14 protein-coding genes are annotated in these 14,777 nt (G+C 42.2%); 10 read left to right on the top strand and 4 right to left on the bottom strand.

The window, feature by feature from the left end:
- Positions 1–26: 26 nt before the first annotated feature.
- Positions 27–2,246, bottom strand: coding sequence for a PAS domain S-box protein (locus tag HU823_RS06645; protein WP_197221518.1), 2,220 nt, complete (start codon positions 2,244–2,246; stop codon positions 27–29).
- Positions 2,247–2,442: 196 nt separating this feature from the next.
- Between HU823_RS06645 and HU823_RS06650 the strand changes: the two genes are divergently transcribed.
- The 4 genes from HU823_RS06650 to HU823_RS06665 all read left to right on the top strand — a co-directional run bounded on the left by HU823_RS06650 (position 2,443) and on the right by HU823_RS06665 (position 5,031).
- Positions 2,443–2,985, top strand: coding sequence for a manganese efflux pump MntP family protein (locus HU823_RS06650; RefSeq protein WP_231607376.1), 543 nt, complete (start codon positions 2,443–2,445; stop codon positions 2,983–2,985).
- A 273-nt stretch (positions 2,986–3,258) separates the two neighbouring features.
- Positions 3,259–3,867 carry a low molecular weight protein arginine phosphatase gene (locus tag HU823_RS06655; protein WP_144696895.1) on the top strand — a complete coding sequence of 203 codons (609 nt, stop codon included), beginning with the start codon at positions 3,259–3,261 and terminating at the stop codon, positions 3,865–3,867.
- A 108-nt stretch (positions 3,868–3,975) separates the two neighbouring features.
- Positions 3,976–4,416 (top strand): ribose 5-phosphate isomerase B, encoded by a 441-nt coding sequence (rpiB, locus tag HU823_RS06660; RefSeq protein WP_197221519.1) that lies wholly within the window; start codon positions 3,976–3,978, stop codon positions 4,414–4,416.
- A gap of 42 nt (positions 4,417–4,458) precedes the next feature.
- Entirely contained in the window at positions 4,459–5,031 is a 573-nt protein-coding gene (locus HU823_RS06665) for a TIGR01440 family protein (protein ID WP_144696897.1), read from the top strand.
- A 272-nt stretch (positions 5,032–5,303) separates the two neighbouring features.
- Here HU823_RS06665 and HU823_RS06670 read toward each other — a convergent pair whose 3' ends face one another.
- Positions 5,304–5,768, bottom strand: a complete 465-nt coding sequence (locus HU823_RS06670) for a GNAT family N-acetyltransferase (RefSeq protein WP_197221520.1) — start codon at positions 5,766–5,768, stop codon at positions 5,304–5,306.
- 178 nt (positions 5,769–5,946) lie between these two features.
- Between HU823_RS06670 and HU823_RS06675 the strand changes: the two genes are divergently transcribed.
- Positions 5,947–7,485 (top strand): gluconokinase, encoded by a 1,539-nt coding sequence (locus HU823_RS06675; protein ID WP_231607321.1) that lies wholly within the window; start codon positions 5,947–5,949, stop codon positions 7,483–7,485.
- A 16-nt stretch (positions 7,486–7,501) separates the two neighbouring features.
- Here HU823_RS06675 and HU823_RS06680 read toward each other — a convergent pair whose 3' ends face one another.
- Positions 7,502–7,957 (bottom strand): hypothetical protein, encoded by a 456-nt coding sequence (locus HU823_RS06680; protein ID WP_144696901.1) that lies wholly within the window; start codon positions 7,955–7,957, stop codon positions 7,502–7,504.
- A 188-nt stretch (positions 7,958–8,145) separates the two neighbouring features.
- On the opposite strand from HU823_RS06680, the gene glyA reads away from it, so the two are divergent.
- Entirely contained in the window at positions 8,146–9,381 is a 1,236-nt protein-coding gene (gene glyA, locus HU823_RS06685) for a serine hydroxymethyltransferase (protein WP_066398968.1), read from the top strand.
- Between the two features lie 24 nt (positions 9,382–9,405).
- Here the strand turns inward: glyA and HU823_RS06690 are convergent, their stop codons facing one another.
- A complete protein-coding gene (locus tag HU823_RS06690) occupies positions 9,406–10,503 on the bottom strand; it encodes an acyltransferase (protein WP_197221521.1) in 1,098 nt (365 codons plus the stop codon).
- 210 nt (positions 10,504–10,713) lie between these two features.
- On the opposite strand from HU823_RS06690, the gene HU823_RS06695 reads away from it, so the two are divergent.
- The 4 genes from HU823_RS06695 to HU823_RS06710 all read left to right on the top strand — a co-directional run bounded on the left by HU823_RS06695 (position 10,714) and on the right by HU823_RS06710 (position 14,613).
- Positions 10,714–11,637 carry an ABC transporter ATP-binding protein gene (locus tag HU823_RS06695; RefSeq protein WP_231607322.1) on the top strand — a complete coding sequence of 308 codons (924 nt, stop codon included), beginning with the start codon at positions 10,714–10,716 and terminating at the stop codon, positions 11,635–11,637.
- Positions 11,634–12,380, top strand: a complete 747-nt coding sequence (locus HU823_RS06700) for an ABC transporter permease (protein ID WP_153236865.1) — start codon at positions 11,634–11,636, stop codon at positions 12,378–12,380. Before HU823_RS06695 ends, HU823_RS06700 begins: the two co-directional genes overlap by 4 nt.
- Before the next feature lie 151 nt (positions 12,381–12,531).
- Entirely contained in the window at positions 12,532–13,896 is a 1,365-nt protein-coding gene (locus HU823_RS06705; RefSeq protein ID WP_197221523.1) for a copper amine oxidase, read from the top strand.
- Between the two features lie 72 nt (positions 13,897–13,968).
- Entirely contained in the window at positions 13,969–14,613 is a 645-nt protein-coding gene (locus tag HU823_RS06710) for a class F sortase (protein WP_197221524.1), read from the top strand.
- Positions 14,614–14,777 lie beyond the last annotated feature (164 nt).

The raw sequence follows: 14,777 nt of genomic DNA on the forward strand, positions 1-14,777 counted from the left end.
AATACAAAAAACAAGCCTGCGTCTACTCAAGACACAGGCTTGTTTTTATCGATCGGAAGCAGGATGGAGAAGGTTGTTCCTTCATCAATCTTGCTGTTGATCAGTATTTTACCGTGGTGGTTCTCTACGATCTTGTAACAGATCATGAGCCCGAGGCCGGTACCTTTTTCCTTTGTGGTATAAAAAGGTTCACCTAAAGTTGGCAAGCGTTCTTCTGAAATTCCGCAGCCATGATCGATGAAAGAAGCGATCACATATCCGCCTTCTTTCTTTAAATGAATATGTACAGAGCCGCCTGTTGGCATCGCTTCGATCGCGTTTTTCAGCATGTTCACGAATACTTGCTTAATCTGATTGTCCACACACCATATTTCTGGCAGATCTGGTTCATTCTCGAAATAGATTTGGACATTGGTTAGGATCGCCTGTGTATCAAGAATTGAGATGACGTGTCGTAACAATTGGCGGAGATCCGTCTGTACAAAGTTCATGGCTTGCGGCTTGGCGAGCAACATAAATTCTCCGACGATGCTGTTGATTCGATCGATCTCTGAGAGCATGATCTCGTAATAGTCCTCATTCTCTGACGCCCTTGATTGCAAAAGCTGCAAAAATCCGCGGATCGAAGTGAGCGGGTTACGAATCTCGTGTGCTACACCAGCGGCAAGCTGACCGAGAACAGAGAGCTTGTCAGATTTTCTTAGCATTTCTTCGGTCTTTTTTCGTTCGGTCAGATCACGTGCTACGACAACGAACGAGTCAGGCTGATCTGAATCGTTTGCGATAGGGGTAGCGTTCGCTTCAAGGGTTACCCAGTGTCCATGTGCATGCTTGCATCGAACTTCGAACTTCACAGGCTTTTGAGTTTGGACCATCTCGTTCATCGCCATTCTGACTTTTGCCCGGTCATCTGAGTGGAAGAATCCTTGAATCTTTTTCCCATCATAAAGAGATGGATCAAAGCCGAGAAGAAGACGGTTTGAAGGGGAGACGTATTTAACGTTTCCTTCAAGGTCAACGACACCTACTAAATCAGTCGTGTTCTCTGCGATGATACGGTACTTTTCTTCGCTTTCTTTTAATGCTTTTTCTTTTAGTTTTTTATCTGTGATATCTCTTGAGATCGCGGATAGTGCGACGACTTCACCGTTCTCTCCATAGATTGGACTTAAGGAAAGGCTTACATTTAGCCGTTTGCCAGACTTCGTTAACCGGATCGTCTCCACACCTTTAACATATCCACCATGTTTGACGATCGTCATCAGCCTTTCGGATTCGGCTGCCTTATCCTCAGGAACAACGGGAAGGATATGTGAAGTCAGGTTCGTGAGCTCGTCTTGAGACCAGCCGTATATGAATTCAAAAGCTGGGTTCACTTTTACCGAGTAGTCGGTTAAGTGTACGACCGAAATCGCATCACTAGAATGATAGATGACAGCTTCCAATAGATCCTTTGTTTCGCGTAGTTCTTTTTCCGCCTCTCTTTTTGCGGTTACATCTTTCGCGATGCCGAAAACACCTAGCACTTTATTAAGAACGATGATCGGAGTCAGAGTGAACATGATTTGCCGCGTTCCACCGTTCTTTTGCTGAATACGGGTTTCATACATTTTGGAATGCCCTTTTAATGCATCCTTAAACTGATCGATCGCGGCTGCTCTCCGGTCAGGCATCATAAACGGATTAAACGTCATGTTTAAAAGTTCGGTCTCACTATAACCGCTCAACTCTGCACACGCTTTGTTGACAGTCGTAAATTTGCCTTCAAGGTCGAGCGAAAACAAGGCATCAATGTTGTGGTCCATCAATGACCGGAAACGCTGTTCACTTTCAGCGAGCTGAGTCTCAACAGATACTCTCTCTGTCAGATCGACACAGAATCCATAGACTTCAGAAACGGTTCCATCTTTATTGTAGATTGGACCGATCGCTGCTAAAAAGGGAATGCCGTTCAATTCAGATTCGTACGTAAGGCTCTCTCCGTTTAGTGCTCTTTCGTACATTTCTTTTTTAAAGGCTGCCATTTCTTTCGGGAAGATGTCTTCGATTCTCTTTTGCAGTACGTTTTCCCGCTTGAGGCCAAACAAGTCAAACAGTTCACCTTCGCTCTCGGTCATAATGAGCTCTCCATTATGCTTCATACATCGAAAAGTCATGCTTTTTTGGCGTGACAGGCCAGTTGGGAATGGCGACGATCGCCACATGTCTTTTTCATTTTCCGTAATGGCCGATGCGTTATGGACCATGCTTGTTCCTCTCCTTTACGTACAGATTCACTTCCTTTTATATACGATATAAATTACATTATCCCTTCCTCTAAAGCGGTAAAGAGTTCCATTTTTTCATCTTCTCAACAGCTTGTATGTTTTTTAGTCTTTTTAAAAGTAGACATGCATAGTCTGAAAGTATGATGGTTAAGGGAGTGGGAAGTATTTGGCAACCATGGGAGAATGGATGACACTTTTATTTATGTCAGTTGCGCTAGGTATGGACGCTTTTTCGATCGGGCTAGGGATGGGGATGTTATCGCTTCGTATAAGACAAATTATGAAAATAGGAATTACGATAGGAATCTTTCATATGCTCATGCCTCTTGCAGGAATGACGCTTGGCAAACAGATCTCAGTTCATTTTGGTGGTATAGCAGCTATCATAGGTGGAATTCTGCTTGTCATACTGGGTGTTACGATGATTCGGTCCTCTTTCTCAAATGATGATGAACCGTTCGTACAGCCGATCGGCATCGGGCTCTTCGTCTTTGCGCTCAGCGCTTCTTTAGATAGTTTTTCAGTGGGGTTATCACTAGGTATCTATGGAGCGAAAACCTGGCTCACGATTACGATGTTTGGTCTTATGAGCATGGTTTTAACGTGGGCTGGCTTGATCATGGGAAAAAAAGTACAGAAGTGGCTCGGCTCCTATGGTGAAGCGTTCGGCGGATGTATCCTGCTTGCTTTTGGGGTGAAGATCCTTTTGCCGTTCTAAATGCTATTTCATCATTACTGTTATTCTTTAGATATCTCCCATTGGCAGGTTGATAGGAGTGGAAGGTGTGAGACTACGGCTAGGACGAGTGAGACAGGTGAGACCCTTAAAGGCGCAAAGCGAAGCACCTGGAACGGAGAGAAACAACTTACAAAACTACTTCGAATACGAAAAACAGGCATTTTTTTATTCACTAATCCGATGATATACTTACTAATAAGAGCGTTAACCTATAGGAAAATAGGGAAAGATAGAATATGAGGTGAATTCACCATGAATGTTTTATTTATTTGTACAGGCAATACTTGTCGCAGTCCGATGGCTGAGGCCATTTTACGCAAAAAAGGAAAAGGTAAGTTCAACGTTAAATCAGCTGGTGTATTTGCTGGAAACGGTGCCGTGATGAGTTCGAACGCGACACAAGCTCTTTCGGAAAGAAGTATTAAAGAAAGTCATCAGTCACAAGGCGTGTCCGATTATTTGATTGAATGGGCAGATCTTATCTTAACGATGACCGAGAGCCATAAACATGCGCTCGTCGGACGATGGCCAGATGCAGTGAATAAGACGTATACATTAAAAGAGTATGTTCTTGACGAAGATGAGCAGAAGAAGATTGAAGAGATCTATGAGCTCTACACAGAGATCGAGATGCTGAAGCTTCAATACATGTCAAAGGATTCTGCGGATGAAGAAGTGAGACAAGCGTTTGAAAGAGAAGTAAGACCGCTCGTTGAAAGAAGGATGAAATTAGAAAGTGAAGTACCTTCTCTAGACATTACAGATCCTTTCGGTGGACCGCTTCATCTTTATCAAGAAACAAGAGATGAAATTGAAGTCCTTATTGAAAAATTAATGAAAAAAGACGATAGCAAGAAGTAGTAAGACAAAATGAGGTAAGGCTGTCCTAAATTGCCTAGGAGTGACATTGAATAGGGAGTGGGGACAGCATATAATGAAAAAAAGTATGAGAGAGCAGGTGCACACAACATGAAGGTAGCAATTGGATCAGATCACGCCGGAGTTGAATTAAGAAAAGAAATAATCAGCATGATTGAAGAGCTGGGTATGAAAGTGGAGGATGTCGGCTGTGAATGCGACACGTCTGTAGACTATCCAGACTATGCGATTCCTGTAGCAGAAAAAGTAGCCAACGGTGAAGCTGATCGCGGAATTCTAATCTGCGGAACGGGCATTGGAATGAGCATTGCAGCGAACAAAGTTAAAGGAATCCGCTGTGCGCTTGTTCATGATCTATTCAGCGCAAAAGCTACAAGACAGCATAATGACAGCAATGTACTTGCAATGGGTGAACGTGTCATCGGGCCGGGTCTCGCACTCGAAATCGCTAAAGTATGGCTGACGACAGAATATGAAGGCGGACGTCACGGTCGCCGTGTAGATAAAATCTCTCAATATGAAGGCCAATAGCCATAAAGCTATAAACCTATAAAATGAAGGGAAGACCATCTCATGAGCGATGAGCTCCAACAAATTCAAGACCAAGTCCTGAATGTTTTGCAAGATCTGCAAAAGCATGCACAATTAAGACCGTCACAATTATTAGTAGTAGGCGCAAGCACGAGCGAAGTAATTGGTGAACGAATTGGCACATCAGGCACGATGGATACTGCGGGTGCACTTTACCGAGGTATCGTAGCGTTTCAAGAAGAAACTGGCGTAGCACTTGCCGTGCAATGCTGTGAACACTTGAACCGTGCGCTTGTCATCGAGCGCGAAGAAGCTGAACGACGAGGCTATGAAGAAGTGCGGGTCGTTCCAGCACGATCAGCTGGAGGTGCTTTGGCAACACATGCCTACCACCATATGAATGAACCCGTGATCGTTGAATATATAAAAGCCGACGCAGGCATCGACATCGGTGACACCTTTATCGGTATGCACTTGAAGCATGTGGCCGTACCAGTTCGCAGTGAAGTGAAAAAGGTCGGCGCCGCACACGTGACGTTGGCGAAGACACGTCCGAAGTTAATCGGCGGCGAACGCGCGGTGTATCCGAGTAAAGAAGACATACGTTGTTTTTAATTCGTGGAAAGCCCTCTTGTTGAGGGCTTTTTTTTGTTGTGGTGTGATGTGTGGGGCGATGATGGTGGGTTGTCGTAACGTGTCGAGGATTGTAGACTCGTCGATAAACCGTCGAAACTTGTGGATTCAGAGGCAAAACTCGTGGATAAACCACCCAAACTTTTGGATTCCAAGCCAAAACTCGTGGATTCACCGCCACTTAGTGTGGGATTACGGTTAACAAGCCCCTGTTCAGCAGCTTCTAAGCCTCTCATAGCTCCCTATCTTTCTACTCAATGTTCAATCTCATAATGAATCCACTCTGAATTGATGTTTTTTCCGCCCATCTTCTTATAAAGTGCTTGAGCCGATGTATTATCGACCGCGGTTTGCCATGTCATGTACGCGTAGCCTTCATTTTTCGTGTATTCCAGAACATGCAGAAACAGCTTCTCTCCTGAACCAGCGCCACGAAAATCAGCATCTACAAAAAGATCATTCAATATGGCGATTTTCTGCAAACGAGTCGTGCTGAACGAAAAGTAGAGTGTTGCGAATCCTGCTAATCTGCCATCTTCTGTCTCAGCAACAAACTGAGTCCCTGCTTCATCTGAAGAAAGCAGATGCTTGATATGATCATCCAACTTTGATCCCTCAGGAGTTTTTCCTTTATAAAAATCAACAATGTAACGATGCATCAGACCCTTCAACTGTTCCAAATCATCTACTATAACAGGGCGAACTCTAAAACTAGCCATCGTTATTCATCTCCTCTAATCTGGTTTCCTTAACAAAGGAAGCATTCATTTTACATCTATATTAAGTGATTCTTTCTGGTCTGAATAGTATGATAAAAAAGGCGATGTAGAATCATGTGTTGTTATGGAAGGGCATACTAGAGCTGCTTCCTTTTTTATGTGAAAGGAGAAAGTGATCTTGAGGAATTATGCGATCGGAATAGATATTGGTACAACGAGTACGAAAGTTGTTCTTTTTGATGAAAAAGGGGCGGCTGTCGCTCATCACTCGAAAAATTACCCGTTGCTGTCGGAAGAGCCAGGGGCTGCCGAACAAAAGCCGGATGAAATTTATGAAGCAGTGAATGAATCGCTAAGAGAAACGGTGCGAAAAAGTGGAGATCTAGCAGATAGAATTGGTTTTATTTCTTTTAGCACAGCTATGCATTCTATGATTGCAGTGGACTCAGAAGGAACGCCACTAACGAACAGCATCACTTGGGCAGATATCCGGAGTGAACCGTACGTAGCAGCTTTTAAATCAGATTATAGTGAAACTGCGCTGGAACTTTATAAACGGACAGGTGTCCCTTTGCATCCCATGACACCACTTTTTAAATTGCAGTGGTTAAAAAACGAACATCCTGATATTTTTCAAAGAGCAGAAAAGTTTGTTGGCATTAAAGATTACATACTGTTTCGCTGGTTTGGTGAGTGGCAAACGGATCATGCATCCGCGGCAGCAACAGGTCTTTGGAACATGCACACTAAAAAGTGGGATGAAGAAGCGCTGCAACTTGCGGATGTCACACCAGAAAAACTCCCGAGCCTTCAGTCGACCACCTATTATTGGGGAGAGCTGTCGGAGGTTTTGGCAAAGAAATCAGGTCTTGCTTCTTCTGTAAAAGTCGTAATCGGTGCAACGGATGGTCCGTTGTCTAACCTTGGTGTCGGCGCGATCTCACCTGGAGATATTGCAGTAACGATTGGTACGAGCGGTGCGATTCGAACCACTTCAGCGACACCGATACTTGATACAGATGGCCGCACGTTCTGTTATCCGCTCACGGAAAATCATTGGGTGTCAGGTGGACCGGTTAACAACGGCGGAATCGCGTTTCAATGGATTCATGATACTTTGCAAAAAGAGGATAATAGTGCGGCTTATGAAAAGCTGTCTAGAGATGCTGAACAGATCCAGCCTGGTGCAGAGGGCTTAATCTTTCTGCCTTATCTAACTGGAGAACGAGCACCATTATGGGATGCGCAGGCAAAAGCATCGTTTATTGGCCTAACACTTCGCCACAATCACAACCATATGGTGCGCGCAGTGCTCGAAGGATCGATTCTTAACCTGTTTAGTGTTTACTCTCTCATCAAGAGCCAAGTGGGGAACAGAGAAGTGAAGATATTTGCAACTGGTGGCTTTACGAACTCGCTTCTTTGGAAACAGATCTTAGCAGATATTTTTCAGACGAAAGTGAGTATACCTGAACATACGGAGAGTTCATGCTTAGGAGCGGTCTTGCTCGGCCGATACGCGATCGGTGAAACAGATACGCTAGAAGAAGCGCCTGTTGAGACGAAACAGTACGAAGAAATTATGCCTAATCCCGATCACAAGCCAATCTACGAAGATCTGTTTCAACTTTATCAGTCTCTATCAGACACGATGCAGACACAATACAAAGCCCTTCATGATTTTCAAAATAAGCATAAAAAAGAGAGCGGGAAATAATTCCGCTCTTTGTTTCTTAGTTGATATATGTGGCGTTGATCAGCGGAAGGCCAGTCTTAGCATCCTTACCTGTTTTAACGTTGCCGAATACTGTGACCTCGGTACCTTTTTCATAACCGCTGCCCATCGTAAAGTTCATCACTCTAAACTTGGTTTCTCCAACTTGGAACTCAAAGCTTGAGCCCATTCCTTTTTCGTTATCCGTTAAAACTTTTCCAGTCGCCTTAACAATTTTTTCTTCGTACGCTTTTGGGTCTGCTTCAAGCGCTTTTGGATCTAATTGAACGGCTTTTTCTTCCATGTTCTTAATGATCTCAGCTTGTTGACCTGCAAGATCATCCGTTGTGCTTTGATCTTCGTTATCTCGTGTTTCTACTTTTTCCTTTGCTTCAGGCTTTGCCTTTTCTTCGCTGCAGCCAGCCAAAGCTAGTACAAGAATAAGGAGACTCGCTCCAAACCACTTTTTCATCATGTTGATAACACCCCTTATAAATAGCTCTCTCTCTATTATGTATCATCATACCATGTTCATCCCTATCAAATAAAATGAATTTTCACACTTGTGCATTTCCTCTTACAACTTAAAGCTTTAACGTGTAAGATAGAGGGGTATGTTACAATCATAATCATTTTTTCACATAAGGTAAGGGGGAAGCGAAATTGAACCATTTGAAAACAGCTGATCAAGAAGTTTACCAATCCATCATGGATGAATTGCACCGCCAGCGTACGAAAATTGAATTGATTGCTTCTGAAAACTTTGTAAGTCAAGCCGTAATGGAAGCACAAGGTTCTGTACTTACGAATAAATATGCAGAAGGCTACCCGTCCAAACGCTATTATGGCGGATGTGAACACGTGGATGTTGTTGAGAATCTAGCAAGAGACCGCGCGAAGGAAATCTTCGGTGCCGAACACGCTAACGTTCAACCTCACTCAGGTGCACAAGCAAATATGGCTGTATACTTTACGATCCTCGAGCAAGGCGACACTGTTCTTGGTATGAACCTTTCTCATGGCGGTCACTTAACACACGGAAGTGCCGTTAACTTTTCTGGCATTCAATATAACTTTGTGGAATACGGCGTAGATGCGGAGAAGAATGTTATCGATTATGAAGATGTTCGTCAAAAAGCACTAGAACACCGTCCGAAGCTTATCGTAGCTGGAGCGAGCGCGTATCCGCGTGCGATTGATTTTGCAAAGTTCCGCGAAATCGCTGATGAAGTTGAAGCTTACCTAATGGTGGATATGGCCCACATTGCAGGTCTTGTTGCAGCAGGCCTTCACCAAAATCCAGTTCCTTATGCAGATTTTGTAACAACGACTACACATAAAACACTTCGCGGCCCTCGTGGCGGTATGATTCTTTGTAAAGAAGAGTTCGCGAAAAAAATTGATAAATCAATCTTCCCAGGCATCCAAGGCGGGCCTTTGATGCACGTTATCGCAGCAAAAGCAGTATCGTTCGGTGAAGTATTAACAGATGAGTTCAAGAGCTACGCAGAGCAGATCGTGAAAAACGCGAAACGCTTGGCAGAGTCTTTGAAAAAAGAAGGCATTACTCTTGTTTCTGATGGTACGGACAATCACTTGATTCTGATCAATGTGAGTGAGCTTGCGCTAACAGGTAAAGTGGCTGAAAAAGCATTAGATGATATCGGAATCACTGTAAACAAGAACACGATTCCGTTTGATAAAGAAAGTCCATTCGTAACGAGCGGTATTCGCATCGGAACAGCTGCGGTCACTTCACGTGGTTTTGTTGAAGAAGATATGGACGAGATCGCTTCAATCATGGCGTCTGTGTTAAAAAACATAGAGGACGAATCGGTGTTGAAAGATGCTGAGACACGCGTTGAGAAGCTTGCAGGTAAATATAAATTGTACGAATAAAATAGCTATAAAAAAACCAGTTTCTTAAGCAGAAACTGGTTTTCTTTGTATAGAAGTTTTGTTTTTGTTTCGTTTAGTGGGTACAGGGATGATGAATTGATGCTTTGGCACTTGCTGTATGATTTTAACAAAGACGATAGTAGTTATTAAAACTACAAAGAACATAATAGGCATAAATCTTGTTTGCCAAACTACATCAGGTAGTATGATGGTAAACAGAATTAAGGTGAATGGGTGAATCAAATAAATACCCATAGATAATTTCCCTATAACCTGCAAAGTGTTCTTTAGCCAGTTCATTTTTACAAGATAAGCATATAAGCCAATCGTAGCAAAGCTTAGAATGGGAATATTAATTAGATTCGTCTCTCTTCTAGATGATACCGTTCCAATTATCTTGTACTCCATATATGCTCCAACATAAACAATTACTACACCTAAAGCAAGAAGAGCAGAGTGTTTTTTTACCCAAACGGAAATTGGCTTCCAATAATGAGCTAGAAATCCACCGAATACAAAATAAAAGATCCAGTGCATCACGAATACTTTATCAATTAAAACTTTTTCAATGATTCCTGAAGCAAACGGGACATCTATCAGATTTGTAAAATAAAGACTTATTACTGCAGAAGCAATTAATGCGATCCACCATCCAATACCACTTCTAATGAACTGTAGGATTGGAAACATAATGTAAAACTGAACAACGATCGCCATAAAATATAAGTGGTAAAATGACTCTCCCATTGTAAAGTTGTACACAAATACTTTTGGATCTGATGGAAGGGTGCCTCCAAGAAAATATACAGTTACAAATTGATAGAACAAGCTCCAAATGACAAAAGGCATAATAATTTTAGTTGTTCGGGAAGTTATAAAAGGTTTAAACGAGAATCCTTTTTTATTTACCCCATTAAAAAGTAAAAAACCACTAATAACAGCAAACGTTGGTGTTCCAAATCGGCCTAACTGATTAAAGAAATAAGTAAACCAATTCCATACACCATCAGCTTCATTAAAATAAGTAGCCGATACATGAACCAATAAAACACCAATACACGCGAAAGCTCTCAAAAAGTGAATTTCATTGAAGTACTCTTTGTTGTTAAGCTTAGTATCCACTTTTTACATCCTCTCCATAAACATATCTCTTCTTTAGACGTTAAACGATAAATGTTAGCAGTAAATTATTTCACGATAATAAACTTCGATACCTTTTAGTTATTAACAAGGGTTGAAGGACTTGTAATAAATGGGAGGAGTAAAAAGAGGTATATTTCTTATTTTTTCGAATAATACATTTACGTACTAACGTTATGAAAAGAGGGAGTGATGTGCGTGGAGAACGTCATTGTCGTTCAATCCTTAAACAAATCCTACGGAACGAAAAAAGCAGTAAACAATCTTTCTTTTTCTGTTAAAAAGGGTGAAATATTCGGCATCATCGGACCAAATGGAGCCGGTAAAACGACCACGATCGAGATCATGGAAGGTCTTCGGAAAAAGGATAGCGGCGAGGTCTCTATTTTAGGCATGAACCCCGAAAAAGATCGGAAGGTGTTGAACCACCGAATTGGTGTTCAGTTTCAGGCAACTTCTATCCAAAAGAAAATGAAAGTAAAAGAAGCATTGAAATTGTTTGCAGCGATCTACAACAAAGAAAATACGAGTGATGAGATGCTAAAACTGTTAGGGTTAGAGGAGAAGATGGATACATACTTTGATGACCTATCTGGTGGACAAAAGCAGAGATTAACTTTAGCACTTGCTACTTTACATGAGCCTGAGATCATCTTTTTAGACGAGCCAAGCATGGGGCTCGATCCGCATGCAAGGCGAGAGATGTGGAACATTATTCGTTCGCTGCGAGATAATGGTACTACGATTGTTGTAACTACGCATTACATGGAAGAAGCAGAAAAGCTATGTGACAGAGTCGCAATGATCTATAACGGAGAACTTCGTGCATTAGATGAACCGAGCCGATTGGTAGAAGATATCTCTGCTCACTTCATCAGCTTCCGAAGTCCAGATTTTCCTGTCGCTCAGCTTCATCAGATGTCCGGTGTTATCAAAGTGGAACATGATAAAGAGCTAGATGCGTTCAAACTTTACACCGAAAATCTTCAATCTTGTTCTTATCTTCTATTTAAGATTGCACAGGAAGAAAATTACCATATCTCCGATTACAAATTTGAACGAGGTACGCTCGATGACTTGTTTGTTCATTACCTACAAGGAGGGGCATCCGCATGACCGCTCTATGGCAACTAACATTACTTGAAACGAAGATGTTTTTTCGAGATAAGCTGCAGGTGTTCTGGACGTTTCTGTTCCCCGTACTTATGATTTGGTTGTTCGGTTCGATGTTTGAAAACCAAGCTCCTGAAGGGTTTTCCTTTGCGAGCCTTTACATTCCCTCATGGATTGGGGTAAACATCGTGACGACCGCTTTTTTTACACTAGGAACGGTCCTTACCGGATATCGGGAAACGGGAGTTCTTCGCCGATATCAATCGACACCGCTCGCTCCGTGGAAGATTCTCTTTGCTCACACGATTCAAGGTACGGTGATCTTTTGCTTCTCAGCGGTCGTTCTTGTGGTGTTCGGAACGCTCATGTTTGACCTTCATGCACCTGTTTATTTAGGAAGTACGCTAGTCGCGCTGTTGCTTAGCATCCTTGCCTTTTTTCCGTTTGCACTCTTTCTAACATCCCTAGCAAAAAACGTAGGAACAGCGGCAGCGATCAGCTCACTTTTTCTAAACCTTATGCTGTTTTTGTCAGGAGCTACCTTTCCGTTAGAGATGATGCCTGATGTGCTGCAATATATCGCTAAGATCTTACCTCTTTATTATGTGATCGAACTGCTGCGTGCAACATGGAACACATCACCTTTATGGGAGAACTGGACGCCTGTTCTCGTACTAAGTTGTATCGCGCTCGTTTCTATCGTGTTGTCGTCCGTATTTTTTAAATGGAGTGGAAAAGCGGAATAGTAGAATGCTATATCAATGAAAAAGTATTGGACGTAAATCAGCCGATACTTTTTTTTTCGACATAAAGTAAAAAAAATTTTAAGTAAGAGTGATCCAAATGAAAATTCTCTCCGTTAGCTTAATGCAATTAACTAAAAAGGAGAGATTTCAAATGAAAATGAAAAAAGCACTTTTAGCCGTACCGTTAAGTGTTTCTTTACTAATACCTACCTTCACAGTAGCAAATGCACATGGTCATGAGAATCATAGCAAAGGACCTATGTCTGCTGAAGTTTCAAACCCGGCAATTGATCTTCGCGCTTCATTGGATACTCTTCTTTCAGAGCATGCATTCCTAGCTGTAGTTGCGATGCAAAAAGGAATTGACGGAAAAGAAGACTTTGAAGCTGCGGCTGGACAGCTGAACCAAAATACAGAGGCACTGTCAAAAGCGGTCGGATCTGTTTACGGTGAAGAAGCTGGAGCGCAGTTCAAAGAAATCTGGAGCAGCCACATCGGCTATTTTGTAGACTATGTAACAGCAACTGCTGAAAATAATGAAGAAGGCAGAAAACAAGCACTCGCTGAATTGGATAAATACCGCACAACACAAGCTGACTTTCTTGATAAAGCAACGGAAGGTAGATTAAAAGCTGCTGATTTAGAAGAAGGGTTGAAAGTACACATCGACCAGCTGATCTGGGCGTTTGAAAGCTATAGAACTGGCGAATACGACAAAGCGTATGACAACATTTCTGAAGCGATGCACCACATGTTCATGACAGGTAAAGGTCTTTCATGGGCGATAACGGATCAATTCCCTGACAAGTTTGAAAACAAATCAGTAGATACACCTGCAGCTGATCTTCGTGCTGACTTAAACAGTGTGTTCTCTGCACATGCTGCGTTAGCGGCATTAACGATGCAAAAAGGAATTGATGGTGCTAAAGACTTTGAAGCAGCGGCAGCTGAGCTGAACGAAAATACAGATGACATCACAGCAGCTGTAGAATCTGTATATGGTGCAGAAGGTGCAGCGCAATTTAAAGAAATCTGGAGCAGCCATATCGGTTACTTCGTTGACTATGTAACAGCAACTGCAGAAAAGAATGAAGATGGCAAGAAGCAAGCCATCGCTGAACTCGATGAGTACCGTATGGAACAAGCTAAGTTCCTAGACACGGCAACAGAAGGACGCCTAAAAGCAGCTGACTTAGAAGAAGGCTTGAAAGTACACATTGATCAATTACTAAATGCTTTTAACAGCTATACAGGAAAAGATTATCCAGCTGCTTACAAGAACATCTCTGAAGCTTATGCTCACATGTTTGGAGTAGGACAATCTCTATCTGGTGCGATTGTTGATCAGTTCCCAGATAAGTTTGCTGGCCAAAAGCCATCCGATATGCCGAAAACAGGGATGGGTGGAATGAGGCAATCAACAAACGATGCTATCCTTTGGAGCTTGTTCGGATTGATCTTAGCTTCAGCAACAACAGCGATGATTCTTCGCAAAAAGGCGACGAATAATTCTTAAGAGTTAAGAGTGGAGGGCAGCAAATCTGTTCTCCATCTTTTCTATCTATTTGAGATGGAAAGGAAGATTTTTATGAAGAAGGTGTTTGGTGGTCTTATGCTCGCGGGACTATTAATAACCGGTTGTTCAGCTCAAGAAGACACGAAGAATAATAAAGCTTCTGAATCTAGTGAAACGATTAACGTTCAAGAACAAGAGCAAGAAGTAAAATCTTCATCAACCGAACTAACACCACCTGAAGGATTAAAATTAAAAGCAGATACAGAAGGAATTGTTCCAATAGCAATTGAAATACCAGCTTTAAATATCAGTACCGAAATTGAGAAGGTAGGCAGACTAGAAAACGGTCAGATGGGTGTTCCAAAAGGAATGGATACCGTAGGATGGTTTAGTGATGGGGCGAAACCGGGATCTCCAGGAAACGCAGTAATGGCAGGCCATGTAGACAGTAAATCAGGTCCAGCTGTGTTTTATAAGCTTGAAGAGCTTAAGAATGGTGATGAAGTTATCGTCAAGGATCAAGACGGTAAGGCGTTAACTTTTGAAGTAACGGGAAAAGAAAAATACAACAGAAAAACAGCCCCTGTTGAAAAAATATTTGACTATGCATACGGCAGCAAGCTGAACCTAATCACATGTACCGGAACCTTTAATGTAGAAGAGGGCACACATGAAGAGCGGTTGGTTGTGTATACAGAGTTAAAAGCGGATGAGTAACAAAAAAGCTTAAAAGCATCCATTCATGTGGGTGTTTTTTTGTTGTGCGTGTACTGAGTGGGCAGTATTTTTACCTAAGTGGACAGTAAAATGTGAAAAGTGGACAGTATTTATAGAGAACTGGACAGTAAAGTCAGTAAAGTGGACAGTATTATTGGATAACT

The sequence above is a fragment of the Fictibacillus sp. 18YEL24 genome (assembly GCF_015903855.1).
GTDB classification, from domain to species: domain Bacteria; phylum Bacillota; class Bacilli; order Bacillales; family Fictibacillaceae; genus Fictibacillus; species Fictibacillus phosphorivorans_C.

Coding starts and splice junctions, on each gene's coding strand:
- HU823_RS06645 (WP_197221518.1), bottom strand. CDS start 2,246: ATGGTCCATAACGCATCGGCCATTACGGAAAATGAAAAAGACATGTGG.
- HU823_RS06650 (WP_231607376.1), top strand. CDS start 2,443: ATGGGAGAATGGATGACACTTTTATTTATGTCAGTTGCGCTAGGTATG.
- HU823_RS06655 (WP_144696895.1), top strand. CDS start 3,259: ATGAATGTTTTATTTATTTGTACAGGCAATACTTGTCGCAGTCCGATG.
- rpiB (WP_197221519.1), top strand. CDS start 3,976: ATGAAGGTAGCAATTGGATCAGATCACGCCGGAGTTGAATTAAGAAAA.
- HU823_RS06665 (WP_144696897.1), top strand. CDS start 4,459: ATGAGCGATGAGCTCCAACAAATTCAAGACCAAGTCCTGAATGTTTTG.
- HU823_RS06670 (WP_197221520.1), bottom strand. CDS start 5,768: ATGGCTAGTTTTAGAGTTCGCCCTGTTATAGTAGATGATTTGGAACAG.
- HU823_RS06680 (WP_144696901.1), bottom strand. CDS start 7,957: ATGATGAAAAAGTGGTTTGGAGCGAGTCTCCTTATTCTTGTACTAGCT.
- HU823_RS06695 (WP_231607322.1), top strand. CDS start 10,714: ATGTGCGTGGAGAACGTCATTGTCGTTCAATCCTTAAACAAATCCTAC.
- HU823_RS06700 (WP_153236865.1), top strand. CDS start 11,634: ATGACCGCTCTATGGCAACTAACATTACTTGAAACGAAGATGTTTTTT.
- HU823_RS06705 (WP_197221523.1), top strand. CDS start 12,532: ATGAAAATGAAAAAAGCACTTTTAGCCGTACCGTTAAGTGTTTCTTTA.
- HU823_RS06710 (WP_197221524.1), top strand. CDS start 13,969: ATGAAGAAGGTGTTTGGTGGTCTTATGCTCGCGGGACTATTAATAACC.